Annotated in this window: 20 protein-coding genes; 10 read left to right on the top strand and 10 right to left on the bottom strand. The window is 65.4% G+C overall.

The window, feature by feature from the left end; genetic code table 11:
• Nucleotides 1-7 precede the first annotated feature (7 nt).
• From ABC383_RS04150 to ABC383_RS04140, 3 genes are read left to right on the top strand one after another with little or no spacing between them, the layout of a single operon-like run.
• Nucleotides 8-1,111: a formate dehydrogenase subunit gamma gene (locus ABC383_RS04150; protein ID WP_413012113.1), complete on the top strand. Its 1,104-nt coding sequence runs from the start codon at nt 8-10 to the stop codon at nt 1,109-1,111.
• Entirely contained in the window at nt 1,104-1,730 is a 627-nt protein-coding gene (locus ABC383_RS04145) for a hypothetical protein (RefSeq protein WP_413012112.1), read from the top strand. The genes ABC383_RS04150 and ABC383_RS04145 overlap by 8 nt, the downstream gene beginning before the upstream one ends.
• 21 nt (nt 1,731-1,751) lie before the next feature.
• Nucleotides 1,752-2,183 (top strand): DUF3305 domain-containing protein, encoded by a 432-nt coding sequence (locus ABC383_RS04140; RefSeq protein ID WP_413012111.1) that lies wholly within the window; start codon nt 1,752-1,754, stop codon nt 2,181-2,183.
• Nucleotides 2,184-2,427: 244 nt separating this feature from the next.
• On the opposite strand, the gene ABC383_RS04135 is transcribed toward ABC383_RS04140, so the two are convergent.
• Nucleotides 2,428-2,646 (bottom strand): hypothetical protein, encoded by a 219-nt coding sequence (locus ABC383_RS04135; RefSeq protein WP_413012110.1) that lies wholly within the window; start codon nt 2,644-2,646, stop codon nt 2,428-2,430.
• Here ABC383_RS04135 and ABC383_RS04130 point away from each other — a divergent pair.
• Nucleotides 2,645-2,998: a hypothetical protein gene (locus ABC383_RS04130; protein WP_413012109.1), complete on the top strand. Its 354-nt coding sequence runs from the start codon at nt 2,645-2,647 to the stop codon at nt 2,996-2,998. The two genes, ABC383_RS04135 and ABC383_RS04130, sit on opposite strands and share 2 nt — an antisense overlap.
• Nucleotides 2,999-3,195: 197 nt before the next feature.
• Here the strand turns inward: ABC383_RS04130 and ABC383_RS04125 are convergent, their stop codons facing one another.
• Genes ABC383_RS04125 through ABC383_RS04105 form a run of 5 tightly spaced genes read right to left on the bottom strand, consistent with a single transcriptional unit; the run spans nt 3,196 to nt 9,596 of the window.
• Nucleotides 3,196-3,906, bottom strand: a complete 711-nt coding sequence (locus ABC383_RS04125; RefSeq protein ID WP_413012108.1) for a TetR/AcrR family transcriptional regulator — start codon at nt 3,904-3,906, stop codon at nt 3,196-3,198.
• 36 nt (nt 3,907-3,942) lie between these two features.
• Entirely contained in the window at nt 3,943-5,952 is a 2,010-nt protein-coding gene (locus ABC383_RS04120; protein ID WP_413012107.1) for an acetyl/propionyl/methylcrotonyl-CoA carboxylase subunit alpha, read from the bottom strand.
• Between the two features lie 14 nt (nt 5,953-5,966).
• On the bottom strand, nt 5,967-6,752 hold the full coding sequence (locus ABC383_RS04115; protein ID WP_413012106.1) for an enoyl-CoA hydratase/isomerase family protein: 786 nt from the start codon (nt 6,750-6,752) through the stop codon (nt 5,967-5,969).
• 9 nt (nt 6,753-6,761) lie between these two features.
• Nucleotides 6,762-8,369 carry a carboxyl transferase domain-containing protein gene (locus ABC383_RS04110; RefSeq protein ID WP_413012105.1) on the bottom strand — a complete coding sequence of 536 codons (1,608 nt, stop codon included), beginning with the start codon at nt 8,367-8,369 and terminating at the stop codon, nt 6,762-6,764.
• 30 nt (nt 8,370-8,399) lie between these two features.
• Nucleotides 8,400-9,596: an isovaleryl-CoA dehydrogenase gene (locus tag ABC383_RS04105; RefSeq protein ID WP_413012104.1), complete on the bottom strand. Its 1,197-nt coding sequence runs from the start codon at nt 9,594-9,596 to the stop codon at nt 8,400-8,402.
• A 329-nt stretch (nt 9,597-9,925) separates the two neighbouring features.
• On the opposite strand from ABC383_RS04105, the gene ABC383_RS04100 reads away from it, so the two are divergent.
• A complete protein-coding gene (locus tag ABC383_RS04100; RefSeq protein WP_413012103.1) occupies nt 9,926-11,140 on the top strand; it encodes an ABC transporter substrate-binding protein in 1,215 nt (404 codons plus the stop codon).
• A gap of 72 nt (nt 11,141-11,212) precedes the next feature.
• The gene (locus ABC383_RS04095; RefSeq protein WP_413012102.1) at nt 11,213-12,892 is read left to right on the top strand and encodes an AMP-binding protein; all 1,680 of its coding nucleotides are present in this window, start codon (nt 11,213-11,215) and stop codon (nt 12,890-12,892) included.
• A 168-nt stretch (nt 12,893-13,060) separates the two neighbouring features.
• Here the strand turns inward: ABC383_RS04095 and hpf are convergent, their stop codons facing one another.
• On the bottom strand, nt 13,061-13,402 hold the full coding sequence (gene hpf, locus ABC383_RS04090; protein WP_413012101.1) for a ribosome hibernation-promoting factor, HPF/YfiA family: 342 nt from the start codon (nt 13,400-13,402) through the stop codon (nt 13,061-13,063).
• A 351-nt stretch (nt 13,403-13,753) separates the two neighbouring features.
• On the opposite strand from hpf, the gene ABC383_RS04085 reads away from it, so the two are divergent.
• Nucleotides 13,754-16,330, top strand: a complete 2,577-nt coding sequence (locus ABC383_RS04085; protein WP_413012100.1) for a sensor domain-containing phosphodiesterase — start codon at nt 13,754-13,756, stop codon at nt 16,328-16,330.
• Nucleotides 16,331-16,407: 77 nt separating this feature from the next.
• Nucleotides 16,408-16,701 carry a hypothetical protein gene (locus ABC383_RS04080; protein WP_413012099.1) on the top strand — a complete coding sequence of 98 codons (294 nt, stop codon included), beginning with the start codon at nt 16,408-16,410 and terminating at the stop codon, nt 16,699-16,701.
• 249 nt (nt 16,702-16,950) lie between these two features.
• On the opposite strand, the gene ABC383_RS04075 is transcribed toward ABC383_RS04080, so the two are convergent.
• The 3 genes from ABC383_RS04075 to ABC383_RS04065 all read right to left on the bottom strand — a co-directional run bounded on the left by ABC383_RS04075 (nt 16,951) and on the right by ABC383_RS04065 (nt 20,762).
• On the bottom strand, nt 16,951-17,931 hold the full coding sequence (locus ABC383_RS04075) for a 2-hydroxyacid dehydrogenase (protein WP_413012098.1): 981 nt from the start codon (nt 17,929-17,931) through the stop codon (nt 16,951-16,953).
• 63 nt (nt 17,932-17,994) lie between these two features.
• Entirely contained in the window at nt 17,995-19,689 is a 1,695-nt protein-coding gene (locus ABC383_RS04070; protein WP_413012097.1) for a thiamine pyrophosphate-binding protein, read from the bottom strand.
• Between the two features lie 143 nt (nt 19,690-19,832).
• A complete protein-coding gene (locus tag ABC383_RS04065) occupies nt 19,833-20,762 on the bottom strand; it encodes a LysR family transcriptional regulator (RefSeq protein WP_413012096.1) in 930 nt (309 codons plus the stop codon).
• Between the two features lie 230 nt (nt 20,763-20,992).
• Here ABC383_RS04065 and ABC383_RS04060 point away from each other — a divergent pair, with 230 nt between their 5' ends.
• Both ABC383_RS04060 and ABC383_RS04055 read left to right on the top strand, forming a co-directional pair.
• Nucleotides 20,993-21,580 (top strand): DUF2760 domain-containing protein, encoded by a 588-nt coding sequence (locus tag ABC383_RS04060; RefSeq protein ID WP_413012095.1) that lies wholly within the window; start codon nt 20,993-20,995, stop codon nt 21,578-21,580.
• Nucleotides 21,577-23,433 (top strand): Hsp70 family protein, encoded by a 1,857-nt coding sequence (locus ABC383_RS04055; RefSeq protein WP_413012094.1) that lies wholly within the window; start codon nt 21,577-21,579, stop codon nt 23,431-23,433. The genes ABC383_RS04060 and ABC383_RS04055 overlap by 4 nt, the downstream gene beginning before the upstream one ends.

Here is a 23,433-nt window from a genome sequence, read left to right as displayed (position 1 = left end):
AGCCGCCATGCATCCACACCCGACCCGGCACAGCGTCCTCGCCGCCTGGCTTCTTGGCATGCTGCTGCAACTGGCCGTGGCGATGTCCTGGGCCGCGGTGCCGCATGAAAAGGCGGTGCCGGCCTATGCCGAGGAGCAGACCATCCTGCAGGTGGAAAAGGATACGCCGCAACCCGGGCTGGGCGACGCCGACTCGGGCCGCCGCCATATCGATCGCCATTACATCAAGCCGTTTGGTTTGCAGCCGGAAATGGATGTGCTGCTGCAGCGCGGCGGCAATACCTGGCGCACCCTGCGCAACGGGCCGATCGCCACCATCGCCGGCACCATCCTGCTGGTGGTGCCGCTGCTCATCTTCGGCTTCTACCGCGCGGTCGGTCCGGCCCGGCTGGACCGACCCGAGTCGGGCCGCAGGATACAGCGCTTCACGCTCTGGGACAGGGTGATCCACTGGGCCACCGCCTTCAGCTTCCTGGCGCTGGCGCTGACCGGGCTGATCATCATGTACGGCAAGCAGCTGCTGATCCCCCTGATGGGCCACAACGCGTTTTCCTGGGTGGCCATCCTCTCCAAGTATCTTCACAACTTCGTCGGGCCGCTGTTCATTGCCTGCTCCGTGCTGATGTTCTTCACCTTCCTGCGCGAAAACCTGTTCCGGCGCTGGGACTGGGACTGGATCAAAAAAGGCGGCGGCCTGGTCAGCCACAAGCATGTGCCGGCCGGTTACTTCAATGCCGGCGAGAAGGTGTGGTTCTGGGGCGGCGTGGCGCTGCTGGGCATCATCGTCTCGGTATCCGGGCTGATGCTGGACTTCGTCAATTTCAGGCAGACCCGTTACCTGCTGCAATGGGCCAACTACCTGCATGTCGGCGGCGCGGTGATCTACATCGCCGCCAGCATGGGCCATATCTTCATCGGCACCTGGGGCACGCCGGGCGCCTATGAGGCAATGCGACACGGCACGGTGGACGAAGCCTGGGCAGCCAGCCACCATGCGCTCTGGTACGAAGACGTCAAGGCCGGAAAGGCAACGGCGCCGCATGGCCGCCATGCAAGCCAGTCCCCGCCGGCGCAGCCGGCACAGCCGGCAAGGGGGAGCGACTATGCGTGAACGAACTGCGCTGCTGGGCTGCCTAGCGCTAAGCGGCCTGCTGCTGCTCGGCGCCTGCGGCGAGCGTGCCGGCGGCAACCGAAGCGAAGTACGGCAGACCAATTTTCCGGGGCAGCTCGCCGCCGGCAGCAAGAGCAGCGGCGAGATCATGGAGCGCTCGCGTGAAGCGAGCAAGAGCCAGATGCCAAGCGGCACGCCGGGCATACCCGAAGGCGCCGGCGGCAACACAAGCGGCCCGGCCATGGGCGGCACGTCGCCAGGCGCCGCGGTGGCAGGCGATGCGCCCAAGGGAAAGATGGCGGGCGAGACGCAGGCGGCAGGGCCGGCGGCAAGCGCGGCAAAACCCAGTGCCGCCGAGCAGGCGGCCGCCAAAGCGCAAAAGGAAAAACAGGAACTGGCAGCTTCAATGGATGAGGTCACGCGGCGCTGGCGTACCGACGCAGCGAAGAATGGCTGGAAGACCTACCCCGCCGTTGGCAATGATTCCGTCGCCGGGATTACCGCCTCCGGCGCGCAGGAGCAGGCCCGCGCCGTTCCGCCGCCGGTGCACAGCGAGAAGTCCGGCAGCGCAGCGCCCAGCGAGGATGTGAAGAAGTCCAAGGAACCCGGTGCAAATTGAGCGCCGGCGGAGGGAAGACCAATGCTGATGGCTGAACTGCCGCTGGCAGTCCTGATGCGCTGGCGGCGCCCGGCCAGCATGTGGGACCAGGCCCGCTGGCGGCCTGAAGCAGTCAGCGTGGACCGGGCCGATGCCAGCGCCCAGGCACGAGCGTTGACGCCCGACAGCCGCCTGCTGCATGGCGTGGCGCTGCAACTCTACCCCGATGAGAACGACGGCTATTTCGAGAACTGGGCGGCGCCAGAACCAAAGATATTCCTGTTGTGGCGCGTGGAAAACGACGAGCCGGCGATCGTGTCGGCGTCCGCAAGTTATGGCGAAGGCACCCGCATGCTCGATTCGGGCGACCAGGCCGACGGCATCGCCATGCCGCCCGACATCCATGCCTGGCTGGGCAGCTATCTGCTGCGCCATTACGAACCTCCTGCGCGCGGCAAGCGCAACCACGGCTGATTCAGCGTACAGCAGCAGAGCGCCTGTCTTGACTCCAGACCTGCCCTTTCAACTCGACAGTATTTGCGCAGGCTCATCACGGCAATCCGGCTATTGCCGCATCATTAACGGCTGGCGACTGCCGATTGTCCTATGGCGATTCGTTTTCCCCTCCTACCCGAAGTTCGGGGTTTGTCCTACTGCCCGTTTTCCTATCATTGCTTACATTGAAGCCTCGCACCCAACGTGGTGCTCTTAACACGACCTAACAAGGAGTGAACATGAGGCAGATTTCAATTGCAGCAATGATTGCAGCGATGGCATTCGCAGGTTCGGCAATGGCGCAGAGCGCCGGCGGCGGCGGCACGGGTGGCGGCATGAGCGGAAGCCCCAGTTCGAGCAGCGGCGCGGCAATGACCGGCGGCAGCGGCGGAACGACTTCCGGCGGCACGACGAGCAAGAGCGGCAGCAGTTCGTCCGACATGAGCAGTGGCTCCGGCACCTCTGGCGCTTCCGGCATGAGCGGCGGCTCGGGCACCTCGGGTAGTACTGGTACCTCCGGCATGAGTGGCGGCGCGGGCACCTCCGGCAGTACGAGCTCCTCCGGAATGACCGGTGGCTCGGGTACTTCTGGGAGCGGCAGCTCGTCAGGCATGAGCGGTGGCTCCGGCATGTCGGGCAGCAGCGGTTCGTCCGGCATCAACAGCGGCTCGTCGGGCATGAGCGGCAGTTCGGGTAGCGGCACCTCCGGCACCATGGGCGGCACCGGCGCCGGTACCCATGGCATGGGTGCGGGCAGTTCCAGCAGTGGCGCCAGCGGCGGCAGCAGCCGTTAAACCCTGGCTTGCAGTCATCTGGTCGGCCGTCCCCTCGAAAGAGCGGGCGGCCTTTTGTTGCCGGCTAGTTGTGGCGGACCCAACGGCCGATGCAGGACCCCATGCCGGCTTGCCGCGTGTGTTCATCGATTGCCTCGGCATGGCAGGCCACAAGGACCGGTCTCACGTGTCCATGTCCCCTGACACGCTAGACCCCGTCAACCCTGCGTGCCCTGCTCCAGGCGCCGCAACGCCTCCGACACCTCCCCCCGGAACCTGGCAAGCTGCTCAAGCGACTGGCTAACCGGCATGAACGCGGCCCACAGCATGTTGGTCAGCTGGCCAGCGGTCGTCTCGATATCGGGCTTGTTGCGGTTGACCATGTAATCCCACAGCACATGCTCCATCGAGCCATAGACCATGTCGCGCAGCAGCGGCAGCGGCATGTCCTGCCGGATTTCGCCGTCGCGCTGCGCCGCCGCCAGCACCTTCATCAGCGGCGCGGTATAGCGCCGCTTGAGCTCGGCAATCAGGTCGGCGAATTCGGCATCGGCGCTGCGGCCTTCGGAAAGCACCAGCTTGCACATGCCGGTGCCGTCCTGCATCAGCGTCACCAGGTGTTTGTGCACCACGAAATGCAGTCGGGCCCGCGTGCCCACCACCAGCGGCACTTCCTGCTCCAGCACCAGCGAGATCTCGTCATACCATCCCTTGATTACCTGCATGCACAGGTCGCGCTTGCTGCTGAAGTAGGAAAAGACCGTGGCTTCCGAAATGCCCAGCTCGCGCGCGATGTCGAGCGTGGTGGAGTTTTCATAGCCGTTGTCGGAAAAGACCTGGCGCGCCGCGACCAGGATCTCCTTTACGCGCCGCTCGGACCGGGTGCCGAGTACCTCGCGCTTGCGGCCTGCTTTCAATGGCGTCGTCATGCTGTGTCGTCTGGCTTCTGTTCAGGCATGCACCTGCTAGCTCTGAAATGCCAGCAGCTGCACGCCTTCTTCCACCTGGTCGCCGGTGGCATACAGAAGCTCTTCCACCACGCCGTCGCGCGGCGCGGCAATCGTGTGCTCCATCTTCATCGCCTCCATGATCAGCAGCGGCGCACCCTTCACCACCGCCTCGTCCTTCTTCACCAGGATGGCGACGATCTTGCCCGGCATGGGCGCGGTCAGCCTGCCGCCTTCGTCCTCGGACTCGCCGGCATGGGCCAGCGGATCGCTGTAGCCCAGCACCAGGTGGCGCTCGCCGGCGAAGACATGCACTTCCTCGCCGTTGAGCACCACCGTGCCGCGCACCAGCCGCCCGTCTAGCCGCACCGCATAGTCATTGCCCTCGCGGCGCACCAGGGTCACTTCATGGGACGCGTCGCCGTGCAAGAGCTGCCAGCCGTGCGCCAGGTAGGAAAGGCCGACCTCGCGCGCCTGCTCGCGGTCGGTGAAGCGGAAGTTGCGGCGCAGCGATGCATTCATGCGCCAGCCGTCGGTGCGCGCCCAGGGATCGGCGCCGGTCGCCGCGCCATGCCTGGTCTCGCCGGAGACCAACGCCACCGCGGCCAGCGCCAGCGCCTCCGTGCCGGCGGCAGCCGGCAGCGGGAACAGCGCCGCATGATTGCGCTCGATCAGGCCGGTGTCGAGATCGGCGGACGCAAACGGCACGCTTTCCACCAGCCGCTTCAGGAAGGCGATGTTGGTGGTCAGGCCGACCACCTGGTAATGCGTCAGCGCATTGGCCATCAGCGCCAGCGCTTCCTCGCGGTCGCGGCCCCAGACGATGAGCTTGGCAATCATCGGGTCGTAGAAAGGCGAGATCGCATCGCCGGCGCGCACGCCGCTGTCGATGCGCACCGGCGCCGGATGCGCCGGGTTTTCGCCCAGGCTGAACGACACCGCTTCCGGCATGCGCAGGTGGCGCAGCGTGCCGATCGACGGCAGGAAGTTGTTGTCCGGGTTTTCCGCATAGATGCGGGCTTCCAGCGCATGGCCGCGGATGGCGAGATCGGCCTGGCCCAGCGGCAGCGGCTCGCCGCAGGCTACCCGCAACTGCCATTCCACCAGGTCCTGGCCGGTGATCATTTCGGTTACCGGGTGCTCCACCTGCAGCCGGGTATTCATCTCCATGAAGTAGAAGGAGCCGTCCTGGTTGGCGATGAATTCAACCGTGCCCGCACCGACATAGCCCACCGCCCGTGCCGCGGCGACCGCCGCCTCGCCCATTGCGCGGCGGCGTTCTTCCGTCATGCCCGGCGCCGGCGCTTCCTCCAGCACTTTCTGGTGCCGGCGCTGCACCGAGCAGTCGCGCTCGAACAGGTAGACGCAGTTGCCATGGGTGTCGGCGAACACCTGGATCTCGATATGGCGCGGCCGCGTCAGGTACTTTTCGACCAGCACCTTGTCGTCGCCAAAGCTGCTGATCGCTTCCCGCTTGCAGGACGCCAGCGCGGCCTTGAAGTCTTCGGAACGCTCGACAATGCGCATGCCCTTGCCGCCGCCGCCGGCGCTGGCCTTGAGCAGCACCGGGTAGCCGATCTCGTCGGCGCGCGCCTGCAGGAATTCCGGCTCCTGGTTGTCACCGTGATAGCCGGGCACCAGGGGCACGCCGGCCTTTTCCATCAGCGACTTCGCGGCCGACTTCGAGCCCATCGCATCGATGGCCGAGGCCGGCGGGCCGATGAAGGCGATGCCCGCGTCCGCACAGGCCTGGGCGAAGCCTGCATTCTCGGACAGGAAGCCATAGCCCGGATGCACTGCCTGCGCCCCGCTGGCCAGCGCCGCGGCGATGATCTTGTCGGCGCGCAGATAGCTTTCCTTGGCGGCGGCCGGCCCGACCGGCACCGATTCGTCGCACAACGCGACATGGCGCGCATTCACATCGGCCTCGGAATAGACGGCGACGGTCTTCACGCCCAGCCGGCGCGCGGTGGCGGCGACACGGCAGGCGATTTCGCCGCGATTGGCAATCAGTATCTTGCTAAACATGGTTTCTCCAGTTCTCATTCCAGCCAGGACGGCTTGCGCTTTTCAAGGAAGGAGCGCACGCCTTCGCGCCCCTGTTCCGATGCGCGGATGTCGGCGATGCGCACCACGGTGTCCTGCACCAGCGCATCCGTCAGCGGCTGCCCGGCCACGTCATTGACCAGCCTCTTGGCCGCGCTTACCGCATCCGGGCTCGCCGCCAGCAGGGCCTTCAGCAGCGCGCCAACCGCATCGTCCAGCCCATCGGCCGGCACGCATTCATGCACCAGGCCCATGCGCTGCGCGGCGGCCGCGGAAAACCGTTCGGCGGTGATGAAGTAGCGGCGCGCTGCCTGCGCGCCTATGGCGCGGATCACGTAGGGCGAAATCGTGGCCGGGATCAGTCCCAGCTTCACTTCGGACAGGCAGAAGTTGGCCGTCTCGGCTGCCACCACGATGTCGCAGGCGGTAGCCAGCCCCATGCCGCCGGCGTAGCAGTCGCCCTGCACCCGCGCCACCACCGGCTTGCCGCAGTCATTGATGGCGCGCAGCATCGCCGCCAGGCCGGCCGCATCTTCCAGGTTTTCCTCGCGGCTGTAGCCTGCCATCTTCTTCATCCAGTTCAGGTCGGCGCCGGCGCAGAAGGCCACGCCGCGCGCGGCCAGCACCACGGCGCGCACCGAGCTGTCCGCATCCAGCCCCCTGAATGCCTGGGTCAGTTCGGCGATGCTGGTCTCGTTGAAGGCATTGCGCACGTCGGGCCGGTTGAGCCAGACGGTGGCAACCGCCTGCTCCTGCCGTATTTCCAGTGTCTGGTAGTCCATTGCGTCTCCTTACATGCGGAACAGGCCGAACTTCGTCTCCGGCACCGGCGCATTCAGCGCGGCCGAAAGCCCCAGGCCCAGCACCATGCGGGTGTCGGCCGGATCGATCACGCCATCGTCCCACAGCCTTGCGCTGGCATAGTAGGGATGGCCCTGATGTTCGTACTGTTCCTTGATCGGCGTCTTGAACGCACCCTCTTCCTCGGCGCTCCAGCTGCCGCCGCGCGCCTCGATGCCGTCGCGCTTGACGGTGGCCAGCACGCTGGCCGCCTGCTCGCCGCCCATCACCGAGATGCGGGCATTGGGCCACATCCACAGGAAGCGCGGCGAGAACGCCCGGCCGCACATGCCATAGTTGCCGGCGCCAAAGCTGCCGCCGATGATCACGGTGAACTTGGGCACGGCGGCGGTGGCCACGGCGGTCACCATCTTCGCGCCGTTACGGGCGATGCCTTCGTTCTCGTACTTGCGGCCAACCATGAAGCCGGTGATGTTCTGCAGGAACACCAGTGGGATCTTGCGCTGGCAGCACAGTTCGATGAAGTGCGCCCCCTTCAGCGCCGATTCGGAAAACAGGATGCCATTGTTGGCAATGATGCCGACCGGCATGCCGAAGATATGCGCGAAGCCGCAGACCAGCGTGGTGCCGTAGCGCGCCTTGAATTCCTGGAACACGCTGCCGTCGACGATGCGGGCGATGACCTCGCGCACGTCGAACGGCTTCCTGGTATCGACCGGGATCACGCCATACAGCTCCTGGGCCGGATACTTCGGCTCTACCGCATCGCGCAGCAGCATGTCGGGCGCCTTTTGCCGGTTCAGGTTGGAGACGATGGTGCGGGCCAGCGACAGCGCATGCAAATCGTCCTTGGCCAGGTGATCGACCACGCCCGAGAGGCGGGTATGCACATCGCCGCCGCCCAGGTCTTCCGCGCTCACCACTTCGCCGGTGGCCGCCTTCACCAGCGGCGGGCCGCCGAGGAAGATAGTGCCCTGTTCCTTGACAATGATGGACTCGTCGCTCATCGCCGGCACATAGGCGCCGCCCGCGGTGCAGGAGCCCATCACCACCGCGATCTGCGGTATGCCCTCGGCCGACATGTTGGCCTGGTTGTAGAAGATGCGGCCGAAATGGTCGCGGTCGGGGAACACGTCGTCCTGGTTGGGCAGGTTGGCGCCGCCGGAGTCGACCAGGTAGATGCAGGGCAGCTTGTTCTGCATCGCGATTTCCTGCGCCCGCAGGTGCTTCTTCACCGTCATCGGGTAATAGGTGCCGCCCTTGACGGTGGCGTCGTTGCAGACGATCACGCATTCGATGCCGGCCACGCGGCCGATGCCGGTAATGATACCGGCCGACGGCGCGGCATTGTCGTACATCTCGTAGGCCGCGAGCTGCGACAGTTCGAGAAAAGGCGTGCCGGGGTCCAGCAACATCTGCACCCGGTCGCGCGGCAACAGTTTGCCGCGTGCGGTGTGCTTGTCGCGGGCCGCGGCGCCGCCGCCCTGGGCGATGGCTGCGACCTTCTGCTTCAGGTCGTCGACCACGGCCTTCATTGCCGCGGCATTGGCCTGAAATTCCTCGGAGCGGGGATTGAGCTTGGATTCAATGCTGTTCATCGCGTCATTCTTCCTTGGTGATTGTGCAGCTTACCGGGTCTCGGCAAACAGTTCGCGGCCGATCAGCATGCGGCGGATCTCGCTGGTGCCGGCGCCGATCTCGTAGAGCTTGGCGTCGCGCCACAGCCGGCCCACCGGGTACTCGTTGATGTAGCCGTTGCCGCCCAGCGCCTGGATCGCCTCGCCCGCCATCCAGGTCGCCTTCTCCGCCGAGTACAAAATCGCGCCCGCCGCATCCTTCCTCAACGCCCGCACCGCGTCCGGCGTTTTGGCCCGGTCGCAGGCCTGGCCCACCGCGTACACATAGGCGCGGCACGCCATCATCGTGGAATACATGTCGGCCAGCTTGCCCTGCATCAGCTGGAATTCGCCGATCGGCTGGCCGAACTGCTTCCTGTCATGCACATACGGCACCACCGCATCCATGCAGGCCGACATGATGCCCAGCGGCCCGCCCGACAGCACCGTGCGCTCGTAGTCCAGCCCTGACATCAGCACGTTCACGCCACGGCCCAGGCCACCCAGCACGTTCTCCGCCGGCACCTCGCAGTCCTGGAACACCAGCTCGCCGGTGTGCGAGCCGCGCATGCCCAGCTTGTCGAGCTTCTGCGCCACCGAGAAACCCTTGAAGTTCTTCTCGATCAAAAAGGCCGTCATGCCGCGCGGGCCGGCCTCGATATCGTTCTTGGCATACACCACCAGCACGTCCGCATCCGGGCCGTTGGTGATCCACATCTTGCTGCCGTTGAGCACCCAGCGGTCGCCACGGAAGTCGGCGCGCAGCTTCATCGACACCACGTCCGAGCCGGCATTGGGCTCCGACATGGCCAGCGCGCCGACGTGTTCGCCGGAGATCAGTTTGGGCAGGTATTTCGCCTTCTGCTCGTCGCTGCCGTTGCGGCGGATCTGGTTCACGCACAGGTTGGAGTGGGCGCCGTAGGACAGGCCGACCGAGGCCGAGGCGCGTGAGATTTCCTCCATGGCCACGATGTGGGCCAGGTAGCCCATGGCGCTGCCGCCGTACTCCTCGTCCACCGTGATGCCCAGGAGGCCCAGCTCGCCCATCTTTTTCCACAGGTCCATCGGAAACTGGTCGGTGCGGTCGATCTCAGCGGCGCGCGGCGCGATCTGGTCTTGCGCAAACTGCTGCACCGTCTCGCGCAGCGCGGCGATGTCTTCGCCATGGTCGAAGGTTAAACCCGGGAGATTGAGGAATGTTTGTGCCATGACTGCAGTGTCCTGTGGTTGAGGGTGTGAAATGCGACCAGGGCGCAGCAAGCGGAGGTAGTCGCACGGTTTTCTGAGTATAGCTCACAAAATCCGGATTTTGACAGCAATAATTCAACAAACAATCGCTTGCCATTAGCGTCACATCGCACATACAATCGGCTGCAATTAACTGAGTCTTACTCAAAGACCGCATGCCATCGGTGTTTTTTGGCAAGGCGGCGCGGCTTGGTTAACGCCTTACGGCAAACATGCGCGAAGCGGCGAACAACAAGAACAGCGGCGCCGCCTGGCATGACCCATCACAAGCACACCAACGGAGACATTGCATGCACCAGTTCACCAGGACGCTCTGCGCGGCCGCCCTCATTGCAGCAGGCATCGGTTCTGCCTCGGCCCAGGTCAGCGACGACGTCGTCAAGATCGGCATCCTGACCGACATGTCGGGCCTGTATTCCGACCTGTCCGGCAAGGGCTCGGTCGTTGCCGCCAAGATGGCGATCGACGATTTCGGCAAGACCGTGCTGGGCAAGCCGATCGAACTGGTCAGCGCCGACAGCCAGAACAAGGCGGACGTTGCCTCGGCACGGGCGCGGGAATGGGTGGACCAGCAGAAGGTCGACGCGCTGATGGACCTGGTGCCGACCAACGTGGCCCTGGCGGTAATGGAAGTGGCGCAGCAGAAGAACAAGGTCGCCATCGTGGTGGGCTCGGCATCGAGCACGGTGACCAATGAGAAATGCACGCCTACCAGCGCGCACTGGATGTACGACACCTATTCCAGCTCGGTCGGCACTGGCCGCGCGCTGATGAAACGCGGCGCCGACAGCTGGTATTTCCTGACAGCCGACTATGCCTTTGGCAAGTCGCTGGAAAAGGACGTATCGGACGTGGTGGCCGCCGGCGGCGGCAAGGTGCTGGGCTCGGTGCGCCACCCGCTCAATGCCAGCGACTTCTCCTCTTTCCTGCTGCAGGCCCAGACCTCCAAGGCCAAGGTCATCGGCCTGGCCAATGCCGGCGGCGACACGGTCAATGCGGTCAAGCAGGCCGGCGAATTCGGCATCGCCTCCAAGGGGCAGCTGGTTGCGCCTTTGCTGATGTTCATCAGCGACGTTCATGCGATCGGCCTGAACTACGCCCAGGACATGTACCTGACCGAGGGCTTCTACTGGGACGCCAACAATGAAACCCGGGCCTGGTCGCGCCGCTTCTTCGACATCCAGAAAAAGATGCCGACCATGGCGCAGGCCGGCATGTACTCGGCCGTCACCCATTACCTGAAGGCCATCAAGGCCGCCGGCACCGACGAGACCGGCGCGGTGATGAAGAAGATGCGCGAGCTGCCGATTTCCGACGTGGTGATCCCCAAGGGCACGCTGCGCGCGGATGGCCGCGTGGTGCATGACATGCTGCTGTTGCAGGTGAAGAAACCGGCCGAATCCAAGGCACCCTGGGACTACTACAAGATCGTCGGCACCGTGCCTGGCAATGAAGCATTCCGGCCGCTGGCCCAGTCCGGCTGCCCGCTGGTCAGCAAGCAGTAAGCTTTTTTTGCAATGCTGGCAGGGCCGCGCGAGCCGCGGCCTTGACTGGCAATGGACTACAGGAGATTTTTCATGCAGCACGCAAGCTACGTCCACGGCGCCCATGACGTGCCCTTGATCGGCGAAACAATCGGCGCATTCCTGGACGGCGTGGCAGAGCGCCATGGCGACCAGCCGGCGCTGGTGGTGGCGCACCAGAATGTGCGCTGGACTTACCGGCAATTTCACGAGCGCGTCAACCGGCTGGCCGCCGGTCTGCAAAAGCTCGGCTTGAACCCCGGCGACCGGATCGGCATCTGGTCGCAGAACTGCGCCGAATGGGTGCTGACCCAGTTCGCCACAGCCAAGGCCGGCCTGGTGATGGTCAACATCAACCCGGCGTATCGCCGCTCCGAACTGGAATATGTGCTGGACAAGGTGCAGTGCAGCGCGCTGATCCTCGCGCCCAGCTTCAAGAGCAGCGATTACATTGCGATGCTGCAGGACGTGGTGCCCGAGATCCATCACAGTGCGCCCGGCGCGCTGAAGTCGGCCCGGCTGCCGCATCTGCGCCAGGTGATCAGGCTGGGCACCGACAACACGCCCGGCATGCTGAACTTCGACGCGGTGCTGGAATCAGCCACGGCCGACGACCTGGAGCAGATGGAGCGCATCGCCGCCACGCTGCAGTTCGATGACGCGGTCAATATCCAGTTCACCTCCGGCACCACCGGCGCCCCGAAGGGCGCGACGCTGACCCATCACAACATCCTCAACAACGGTTTCTTTATCGGCGAAGCCATGCGCCTGACCGAGAAGGACAGGCTGTGCATTCCGGTGCCGCTGTACCACTGCTTCGGCATGGTGCTGGGCAACCTGGCCTGCGTGACGCATGGCGCGGCGATGATCTACCCCGGCGAGGGCTTCGACGCCAAGGCCGTGCTGGACACGGTGCAGTCGGAAAAATGCACGGGCCTGCATGGCGTGCCGACCATGTTCATCGCGATCCTCGACCATCCCGACTTTGCCAGCTACGACCTCTCCGGCCTGCGCACCGGCATCATGGCCGGCTCGCCCTGCCCGATCCAGGTGATGACGCGGGTCATCGAGCAGATGCACATGAAGGAAATCACGATCGCCTACGGCATGACCGAAACATCGCCGGTGAGCTTCCAGAGCTCGGTGGACGATCCGGTCGACCTGCGCGTCTCCACCGTGGGCCGGGTGCATCCGCACCTGGAAGTCAAGATCGTCGACGCCGAAGGCCGCATCGTGCCGCGCGGCGAAAAGGGCGAACTGCTGACCCGCGGCTACTCGGTGATGCTGGGTTACTGGGGCGACGAGGAAAAGACCCGTGAAGCCATTGACTCGGCGCGCTGGATGCATACCGGCGACCTGGCCGTGATCGACGACAACGGCTTCTGCAGCATCGTCGGCCGCTCCAAGGACATGGTGATCCGCGGCGGCGAGAACATCTATCCGCGCGAGGTGGAGGAATATCTTTACCGACACCCGAAGGTGCTGGACGTGCAATGTGTCGGCGTGCCGGACCCGAAATATGGCGAGGAACTATGCGCCTGCATTATCCTGCGGCCAGGCATGCAGGCCGATGCAGAGGAGATCAAGTCCTTCTGCAATGGGCAGATCGCCCACTACAAGATCCCGCGCTATGTACGCTTCGTGGAAAGCTTCCCGATGACGGTGACAGGGAAGATACAGAAATTCATGTTGCGCAAGCAGGTGGCGACCGACCTGGGGCTGGCGGCGGAGTAGATCGACGGTTCGGCGGTTGCGGCACGCATGCAGCGATGCATGCGTGCTTTTTTACGGGGCATTCCCGAGAGAATGTTCTTCCGCCACCCCCGGCGCCGCACTGTGCGCCTGATGCACCGGGAGCGGGCTGGGCAGTCAGCGCCTAGCCAGGCAGGCAGCAACGCCCGATCAGATCTCTTCCTCCGGCATGCGCTTCGCGCTCTCCTGCCGGTGGCCCTGCACCTTGCCCTTGATCTTCTGCACCTGACGCTCCAGCTTGTCGACCATCAGGTCGATCGCTGCATACAGGTTTTCCGCATAGCTTTCGGCGTGAATCACGTCGCCCTTGATGCGCATGTTCGCTTCCGCGCGCTGGCGCTTTTCCTTCTCGGCAGGCGCTTCGACGCCAAGGATCACGGCCACGTCGATGACCTGATCAAAATGGCTGACAACCCGGTCCAGCTTGGTTTCCACATATTCCCGAATGGCGGGGGTCAAGTCGATGTGGTGTCCTGTAATCAATACATTCATGAAGTTCTCCTATTCCAATCTGGAGCAGGTAGGAGTTGAACGCCTTGGATAGGTTCATGCCTCCTGCCATATTGCTTGATGAAAGGCAAATCGCTTTCCGGAATGCATGGCCCGCTATCGCGGCCCGGCAGACCGTACCTTCACCATGGGCTGCAACCCATGCGCTGTCAAGTCGGGATTGCGCCGTGCCACGCGCCTTGACGTTGGCGCTACTCCCTGACTTCATCCGAGGCAGCATGCTCAATACACCTGCTTGACGGAACATCTCCATGCAGCACCCCGCTTGCATCCGGCGATACCGGTTGTACACTGATCGGCATACCTCGGAACGGGAGCCTTCGCGTAAAGGCTATGGACATCCAGCAACATGAGCGGCGTCGACTCGAATTCCTGCTGTCGCTCGACGTGCTCGATACCGACCCCGAAGAAGCGTTCGACCGTATTGCCGAATCCGCGGCCAGCCTGTGCAATACGCCCATCGCCGCCATTACCCTGCTGGATGAGCGTCGCCAATGGTTCAAGTCATCGGTCGGACTTGCATTGAAGCAGACGGAAAGATCAAGCGCTTTCTGCAATCACACGATCCGCGGCACCCAGCCATTCATCGTCACCAATGCGGCGGACGATCCGCTGTTTGCGGATAACCCCCTGGTCACAGGCTCGCCGGGACTGCGCTTCTATGCAGGCTGTCCGCTTATCTCCAGCAATGGCTATGCGTTGGGCGCGCTGGCCGTGATGGACACGGTGCCGCGCACGCTGGACGACATCCGCATCCGCATGCTGCGCATGCTGGCGGACCAGATCATGGTGCTGCTCGAGCTGCGCCAGCGTAATCGCGAACTGGAACGCACCGCTGCCGAATTGCGCTGGATGAACCAGGAAGTCAGACAATTCGCCGATCACCTGAAGCAGGCGCAGCGTATTGCCGGCATAGGGAGCTGGGAAGTGCGGCTCGGCACCGGCCGCCTGCATGGCACGGAAGAGTTCTACGCCATCCTTGGCCTCCGGGCGCAGGCGGACGGCATCGCGTCGACCAAGGCCCTGATGGCCAGGGTGCCCGAACCGGATCGCCGACGCTTGCTGCGGCGCCTGCATGCGCTGGTGCGCGATGAAAAGCCCATGCAGCTGGAACACCGGATCATCACGGAACACGGCGACACGACTTACGTCATGCAGCGGGCCGAGCTGCGCCATGAGAAGAGCGGCGCCACCATCGCTGGCACGATGCAGGACATCACGCAGCACCGCTTGAGCCAGGAAAAATTAACGCTCTTCCACACCTGCATGTCCCGCGTCAATGAGGTGGTGATGATTACCGATGCCAGTCCGCTCGAGGAGCCGGGCCCGCGGGTCGTCTTCGTCAACGATGCGTTCGAGCGCCTGACCGGTTACACCGCACACGACATCCTCGGCCGTTCGCCGCGCCTGCTGCAGGGCCCGGAGACCAGCCGCGCCGAACTCGACCGCATCCGCGCAGCACTGCGCCAGGGTGAGCCGGTGTACAGCGAAGTCATCAATTACGGGAAACACGGCCAGCAGTACTGGCTGGCCCTGACCATCACGCCCATTACGGATGACAGCGGCCGCGTCAGCCACTTCGTCTCGATCCAGCGCGACATCACCAGGAGCAAGATCGCGGAACAGCAGATCGAGCAGCTCGCCTTTTACGATCCGCTGACGCGCTTGCCCAACCGGCGCCTGCTGCTGGACCGCTTGCGGCTTGCCCTGAATGCCGTCAGGCGTAGCGGCCGCATAGGCGCACTGCTGTTCATCGATCTCGACAACTTCAAGAGCTTGAATGACACGCTGGGCCATGACAAGGGCGACCGCCTGCTGGAAGCCGTCGCCCGCCGCCTGGAAGGCTGCGTGCGCAAGTCCAATACGGTGGCACGCCTCGGCGGCGATGAGTTCGTGATCATGATCGAGGACATTGCCGGCGACGCGGTCACGGCCGGCGCCCATGCGGAACTGGTGGTGCGCAAGATCCTGGCTGGCTTCACCCGCCGCTTCGAGCTCAATGGCATCGAGTATCACTGCACGCCCAGCGTGGGCGTGGCCCTGTTCGACCGGCACATCGTCGACGTCGATGATTTGCTCAAGCAGGCGGACCTGGCGATGTACCACGCCAAGGCGATGGGCCGCAATACGGCCTGCTTTTTCGATCCCGACATGCAATCGGCAATCAACGCGCGGGTGGCCCTGGAGCGTGAGCTGCGCGCGGCGCTGCATCAGCATCAGTTCGAGCTGCATTACCAGCCGCAAGTCGAAGGCACCGGCCGCATCGTGGGTTACGAGGCGCTGATCCGGTGGCGTCATCCGCGCCAGGGCCTGGTCTTTCCGCAGGCCTTCATTCCGCTGGCCGAAGAAACCGGGCTCATCCGGGGCATCGGTCGCTGGGTGCTGCAAATCGCCTGCAGGCAGCTGGCCAGCTGGTCGGCGCGACCCGACCATGCGCATCTGACGATGTCAGTCAACGTCAGCGCCGGCCAGTTCGGCCATCCGGAATTCATGCAGCAGGTGCTGGCTGCGATTGCTTCCTCGGGCGCCGATCCGCGCCTGCTCAAGCTTGAACTGACGGAGAGCGTGCTGGTGAAAAATTCGGATGACACCATCGCCAAGATGGAAGGCCTCAGAGAGCATGGCATACGCTTCGCGCTGGATGATTTCGGCACCGGCTATTCATCGCTGTCCTATCTGAAGCGGCTGCCGCTGCACCAGATCAAGATCGACCAGTCCTTCGTCAGGGACGTGCTGGTGGACCCGAACGACGCCGCCATCGTGCGCACCATACTCGCGCTGGGCCGGATACTGGGGCTCGACGTGATTGCCGAAGGTGTCGAGGTCGAGGCGCAGCGCGACTTCCTCGCTCGTCATGGCTGCCATGGGTATCAGGGCTACCTGTTTGGCCAGGCGCACCAGGTGGCGTGACGCTGCGTGGATGGCCAGGACCTATCCGAGCGGATCTTCCTCGCAAAACACGTTACGGACCCGCCGCACCGAATCACATGGTGCGTTTTCTTGAATCCACCTTGAAAGGCGCTATGCCAAACAGTTTAGATCGACCGGTAGTGCAGGATGAATTGCTGGAGACTTTCTCCGGCGGGACGGAATTAAGCCTGGAAGAAATGCTGAGACTTCAAGAAAGTCTGATTCACACTTTCGATAAGAATGGCCCACGACTCCGAGAAGGACCGGAGCCTTTAGGATTGGGAGAAGTTATCCAGTTCAGCCGGGAATGTGCGCAATGGTGTCGTGATCATCCTGATTTTCTTTTTGGTGGGCGGATGCGACCGTTGTGACAACAACGGCAGACGTTCATAAGATTCACGCCATTGGTCCCGATGGTCCCAGCTTCGCCACCGGGACCATCTCAGTCAAGGACATGTTCGACTTCGCCGTGGCAGCAGGAAAATGGCGCAGCGAGCATCGTGGCGCGAAAGTCGATCCCATCACGCCACCGGCACAACCATAATGTGAGCAGGTGCAGCCGCTGCAGCAGCTGCGGCCATGACGCCATGGGCTCACATGCCCGATGCTTACGGCGTTACCTACGCACCGCCGGTCGCATACCGCGCCACCGGCTCCTCCCCCGCCAGCGCCCGCAGCAGATTGGTCGTCGCCAGTTCCGCCATCGCATGCCTGGTCTCATGCGTGCCCGAACCCACATGCGGCAGCGGCGTGACCTTGGGATGGCGGCGCAGCGGTGAGTCCAGCGGCAGCGGCTCGGTGGCGAATACGTCCAGGCCGGCGGCGCGCAGGTGGCCGCTGTCCAGCGCGGCCAGCAAGGCGGCCTCATCGACGATGGCGCCGCGCGCGCCGTTGATGAAGATCGCGCCTTGCTTCATGGTTGCAAACTGGCGTTCCCCCATCAGGCCGCGGGTTTCATCCGATAGCGGCAGCGTCACCACCACGATATCGGACTGCGCCAGCACGGTTTCCAGCGGCGCATGCCGCGCGCGGCCCGCGAGCTCCGGCAGTTCATGCGGACGGCGCGCGTGGTACAGCACTGGCATGCCGAAGCCCAGCGCGCCCCGGCGCGCCACCGCCTGGCCGATGCGGCCATAGCCCAGGATGCCCAGCGTCTTGCCATGCACGTCCCAGCCGAACAGGTCGGGGCCGATATTGCTCTTCCAGCCGCCCTCCCGCACCAGCTGCGCCAGGTCGACCAGGCGCCGGCTGCAGGCCATTACCAGCCCGAACAGGGTATCGGCGGTAGTCTCGGTCAGCACGCCCGGCGTGTGGCACAGGACGATGCCGCGCGCATCCAGCGCCGGCAGCGGATAGTTGTCGACGCCAACGGAGATGCTGGAGATGACCTCCAGCCGCGGCGCGCGGGCAAGCATGGCCGCATCGATCGGAAAGACCGAGCCGATCATGCCATGCGCTTTCGGCAGCGCTTCCTCGAAAGCGGCGCGCTGGGCCGGAATGCTGGGATCGGCCACCGTGACCTCATGCAGCGCGCTGATGCGCGCCAGCTGGTCCGGCGGCAATGTGCGAAATGCCAGCACCTGTTTTCGTTCCGTATTCATGTCTCGTTCCCTGTCTGTGTCGTTGTGTGGTGATGCAGTCGTATCGTCCCCAAACGGAGCGCCTTAGTCCTTCAGGCGCATCGCCGGCGTGATCTGGCGCGGGTCGGTGCGCAGTTCCAGCAGCGCCGGCTTGCCGCTGGCGCGGGCGCGGGCGAAGGCGGCTTCGAACTGGTCGGCCGATTCCACCAGCTCGCCATAGGCGCCGAAGGCGTGCGCCATCGCGACGAAGTCGGGGTTGTGAATGCCGGTGGCGCTGATGCGGCCCGGGAAGCGCTTTTCCTGGTGCATCCGTATCGTGCCGTACATGCCGTTGTTGACCACGATGATGACGCACGGCGCGCCGTACTGCACTGCCGTTGCCAGCTCCTGCGGATACATCAGGAAGCAGCCGTCGCCGGCGAAGCAGACCACGTCGCGCTCCGGATGGCGCAGCTTGGCCGCGATCGCCGCCGGAAAGCCATAGCCCATCGCGCCGCAGGTGGGGGCGAGCTGGGTGCGGTTCTGGCGGTAACGGTAGAAGCGATGCAGCCAGACGCTGTAGTTGCCGGCGCCGTTGGTCAGGACGGCTTCGTCGGGCAGGGACTGGTCCAGCATATTGACCACGCGTCCCATGTCCACGCCCTGGTAGGACGGATCGACCGCCGGCACTTCGGTGAAGGCCAGGTAGTCGCTGCGGGCGGCGTTGGTCCATTCATTCCATGCGAGGTGCGCGGTCGGACGCAGCCGGCGCAGCATCGCGGCTGCGTTCGTCACGCCGGCATTGATCGCCAGCGCCGGCTGATAGACCCGGCCCAGTTCATTGGCGTCGGCATGGATATGCACTAGGCGCTGCGCCGGCTGCGGCACGCTCAGGTGGTTGTAGCCGTCGGTGGTGATGTCGCCCAGCCGAGTGCCGACCGCCAGCACCAGGTCGGCCTGGCGCACCCGCTCGGCCAGGCGCGGATTGATGCCCAGGCTCATGTGGCCGGCGTACTGGTCGTTGCGGTTGTCCATGATGTCCTGTCGGCGGAACGCGCAGGCCACCGGCAGGTTCCAGGCGGCGGCGAATTCGGCCAGGTCGGCGGCGGCCTGGGTGCTCCAGTTCGAGCCGCCGACGATGACCAGCGGCCGTCTGGCCTTGGCCAGTTCGGCGGCCAGCGCGGCTTCGTCCTCGGCCGAGGCGGCAGCCGATACCGGCCGATAGGCCGGCGCATCGGCCACCGCGGCGCTGCCGTCCAGCACGTCTTCCGGCAGCGCCAGCACCACCGGGCCGGGACGGCCCGAGGTCGCGCACTGGAAGGCGCGGGCCACGAATTCCGGGATGCGGCGGATGTCGTCGATCTCGGCCACCCACTTCGCCAGCGGGCCGAACATCTGCACATAGTCGACTTCCTGGAAGGCTTCGCGGCCGCGGTGCTCGCGCGCCACCTGGCCGATGAACAGGATCATCGGCGTCGAGTCCTGGAAGGCGATATGCACGCCGCAGCTGGCATGGGTGGCGCCGGGACCGCGCGTGACGAAGCAGATGCCGGGCCGGCCGGTCAGCTTGCCGTCGGCTTCGGCCATGTTGGACGCCGCGCCCTCATGCTTGCTGACGATGGTGTCGATCTCGGGCGTGTCATGCAGCGCGTTTAGCACGTCGAGATAGCTCTCGCCCGGCACGCAGAAAAGGCGGTCCACGCCGTGGATGCGCAGGGCGTCGACCAGGATGCGGCCGCCGCTGCGTTGCGCGTTCTGGGTGGCGTTGCCGGGGGTCAGGGAAGATTCGGTGTTGTTCATGGGGCCATCGCCTTCAATAAATTTGGGTTGCCGCGCCGGATGCGCGTGATGTTTTATCGACCGTGCCGAATTGTCATGGATGGAGGACCTGCATGCGCGGGGTTTTTCGCATTTCTGTCATGCATGGATTCATGCGGTCGTAATTAGTCGGCGGGCGACGCATCCGGCCAGCCTCCGCCGGCGACGATCTGCGCCATTTCCTGCCGCAGCGCCTGGCTGATGTCCCACAGATGCGGCACCGGCGGCCGGTTGCGGGCGCTGGCGATGACGACGTCGCGCACCACGTCCGGCTCTACCAGGCGGGCGGTGCGCAGCCGCCCCTGCGCCACCTCGTCCGCCACCGCCGCCAGCGGCAACAGGGTGCAGCCCTCCCCCTGCTCCACCAAGTGCCGGGTGACGTTGGTGGAGGTGTCGCACTCCATCGCGATATCGAGCCGGATGCCGGCCTTCTGCGCCAGCGATTCGGCCAGCAGCCGCAGGCCGTGATGGGTGCTCGGCAGGATCAGCGGCACCTCGGCCAGGTGGCGCACCGGGAAGTCGGCGCCGATGTGGGTGAAGGACGGCGGCGCCACCAGGTGCAGCGGTTCGCGCAGCAGCCGGTCCACCTTCAGGGCGCCGGCATGGGAAGGCAGGTACAGCAGGGCAAGGTCGATGTCGCCGTCGGCCAGCCAGTTCAGCATGTGGCTGCCCAGGCCTTCCACGAAACGCAGCCGGGTCCGCGGGAAGCGTTGCCTGACCACCCGGCCGATGGCGGCGAAGCTCATGCGGGCGATGGTGGGCTGGGCTGCGATCACGACCTGCGACGGTCCGGCGTCGGAAAAGGCCTGCACCGCGCTGCGCGCCTCGGCGATGCTGGCGCCGATGCGGCGGGCATGGGCCAGCAGCGCTTCTCCGGCTTCGGTCAGGGCCACGCCGCGGCCGTTGCGATGCAGCAGCCGTACGCCGGTGGCGCTTTCCAGCCGCGCCATCTGGCGGCTCACCGTTGACTGGTCGCTGCCCAGCACCACCGCGGCCCTTGAAAGACTGCCGCAACCGGCCACTTCGATGAAACACTGGAGATCGTCGGAATTCATTGCATTCGGCGGCAGGCCGGGCGGCAGCCACGGATGAGTTGGAAAAAAGTGGATGTGAATTTATCATGTAGCCTCTCACAGAACGAAATGCCCGACAACGCACGCGCTGGCACGTACTGGCCAACAGCGAACCAGCAGCGGACCAACAGCGTCGATTTCCGCCGGATCAACTCCCCTCTGGCGCGCTTCTGACATAATCCCCCGCTTGTCGAGAACCAAAGGAATAGCAAATGAACAAGCCCAACCCTGGCGGCGCGCCTTCCCGCCCGTCCTTTTTCAGCCGCGTGTCGCTCGCATTCGGCGCCTTTTTCAAGATTGTGGGCAATCCCGACTATGCCGGCCGGATCGACAAGCTGCCTGAGCAGGACGCAGCGCCGCAGCCGGCCGCGCCTGCCGCCCCGGCCGAGCCGAAGCCGGCGCTGCGCATCCTGAAGGAAGCCTCGCCCGACGCCGCATTGCAATTGCTGGGCATGCTGCAGCGCGATGCGCGCCTGATCGATTTCGCCACCGAAGACCTGTCCGCCTATTCCGACGCCGACATCGGCGCCGCCGCCCGCGTGGTGCATGAGGGCTGCCGCAAGGTGCTGCGCGAGCATTTCATGATCGAGCCGGTATTGCGCGAGACCGAAGGCAGCCAGATCACCGTCAGCCCCGGTTTCGACGCCTCGGCGATCCGCCTGACCGGCAACGTGGTCGGCAGCGCGCCGTTCAATGGCGTGGTCGGCCATCGGGGCTGGCGCGCCACCGACGTGCATCTGCCGAAAGTGGCCGACGGCCATAACGTGCATGTGCTGGCGCCGGCGGAGGTGGAGCTGTGAACGACAACGCGAACGCGCCGCGCTACTGCATCGGCATTGACCTCGGCACCACCCATAGCGCGCTGGCCTATGTCGACAGCGCCGCCTCCGATGGCGAAAAGACCAGCCACGGCGTGCTGGCGCTGCCGCAGCTGACCGGCCCCGGCTCGGTCGAGTTATTGCCGCTGCTGCCCTCGTTCCTCTACCTGCCGCATGCGGATGAACTGCCGGCCGGCGCGCTGGCGCTGCCCTGGACTGACAGCCAGGCGTATGCGGTCGGCGAATTCGCCCGCAGCCGCGGCGCCACCACGCCGATCCGGCTGGTGTCGTCGGCCAAGAGCTGGCTGTCGCATCCGGGCGTGGACCGGCGCGCGGGCATCCTGCCGGTGGATGCGCCGGCCGATCTGGCCAGGGTGTCGCCGGTGGAAGCGTCGATCCGTTATCTCGACCATCTGAAGCAGGCCTGGAACCACGCCCATCCGGATGCGCCGTTCGACGCGCAGGACGTGACGGTGACCATACCGGCCTCGTTCGACCCGGCCGCCCGCGAACTCACCGCCGAGGCGGCGCGCGCCGCCGGCTACGAACACCTCACCCTGCTGGAAGAGCCGCAGGCGGCGCTGTACAGCTGGATACAGGGCAGCGGCGGCGACTGGCGCAAGCAGGTGCGCACCGGCGACATCATCCTGGTGGTGGACGTCGGCGGCGGCACCAGCGACTTTTCGCTGATCGCGGTGCTGGAGCGCGATGGCAACCTGGAACTGCACCGGGTGGCGGTGGGCGACCACATCCTGCTCGGCGGCGACAACATGGACCTGACCCTGGCCTATGGCGTGGCGCGCAAGCTGGCCGCTACCGGCACCCAGCTCGACCCGTGGCAGATGCGTTCGCTCACCCATGCCTGCCGCGCCGCCAAGGAAAGCCTGCTGTCCGACCCTTCCCTGGCATCGCTGCCGGTGGTGGTGCCCAGCCGCGGCGCCAAGCTGATCGGCGGCTCGATCCGCACCGAACTCACGCGCGAGGAAGTCGCAGCCACCATCCTGGAAGGCTTCTTCCCGCAGGTGGACGCGTCGGCCCGCCCGGCCTCGCGCACCCGCGCCGGCCTGACCCAGATCGGCCTGCCCTTCGCCCAGGACGCGGCGATCACCCGCCACCTGGCCGCCTTCCTCGGCCGCCAGCAGGGCGCGACCGCGGAACTGGCCGGCTTCGCCGCCCAGCATCCGGGCGCGAGCTTCCTGCATCCCACCGCGGTGCTGTTCAACGGCGGCATCTTCAAGTCCGAGCTGCTGGCGCAGCGCACGCTGGATACGGTAAACAGCTGGCTGGCCGCGGAAAACGCGCCGGCGGCGAGGCTGCTGGCCGGCGCCGACCTCGACCTCGCCGTGGCGCGCGGCGCGGCCTACTACGGCCATGTGCGGCGCGGGCGCGGCGTGCGCATCCGCGGCGGCACGGCCGCGGCCTACTATGTCGCGGTGGAATCGGCGATGCCGGCCATCCCCGGCATGGAGCCGCCGATCCAGGCGCTGTGCGTGGCGCCGTTCGGCATGGAGGAAGGCAGCGAGGCCGCCGTGCTGGACCAGGAATTCGGCCTGGTGGTCGGCGAGCCGGTGCATTTCCGCTTCTTCGGTTCCACCGTGCGCAGGCAGGACCAGATCGGCGCCCTGCTGGACTACTGGCAGCCGGACGAGCTGCAGGAACTCGACGAGATCCAGGCCACGCTGCCGGCCGACGGCCGCCAGCCCGGCCAGGTGGTTGAAGTGCGGCTGCAGGCGCGGGTCAGCGAAACCGGCACGCTGGAACTGGCGGCCGTGCCGCGCGACGGCAGCGCCCGCTGGAATGTCGAATTCGACGTCCGCGGCGCCCGTCCGGACTAG

The sequence above is a fragment of the Noviherbaspirillum phoenicis genome (assembly GCF_047237965.1).
Taxonomy (GTDB): domain Bacteria; phylum Pseudomonadota; class Gammaproteobacteria; order Burkholderiales; family Burkholderiaceae_D; genus Noviherbaspirillum_A.
The sequence above is the reverse complement of the archived record's forward strand: the minus strand, read 5'-3'. Positions and strand labels throughout refer to the sequence as shown.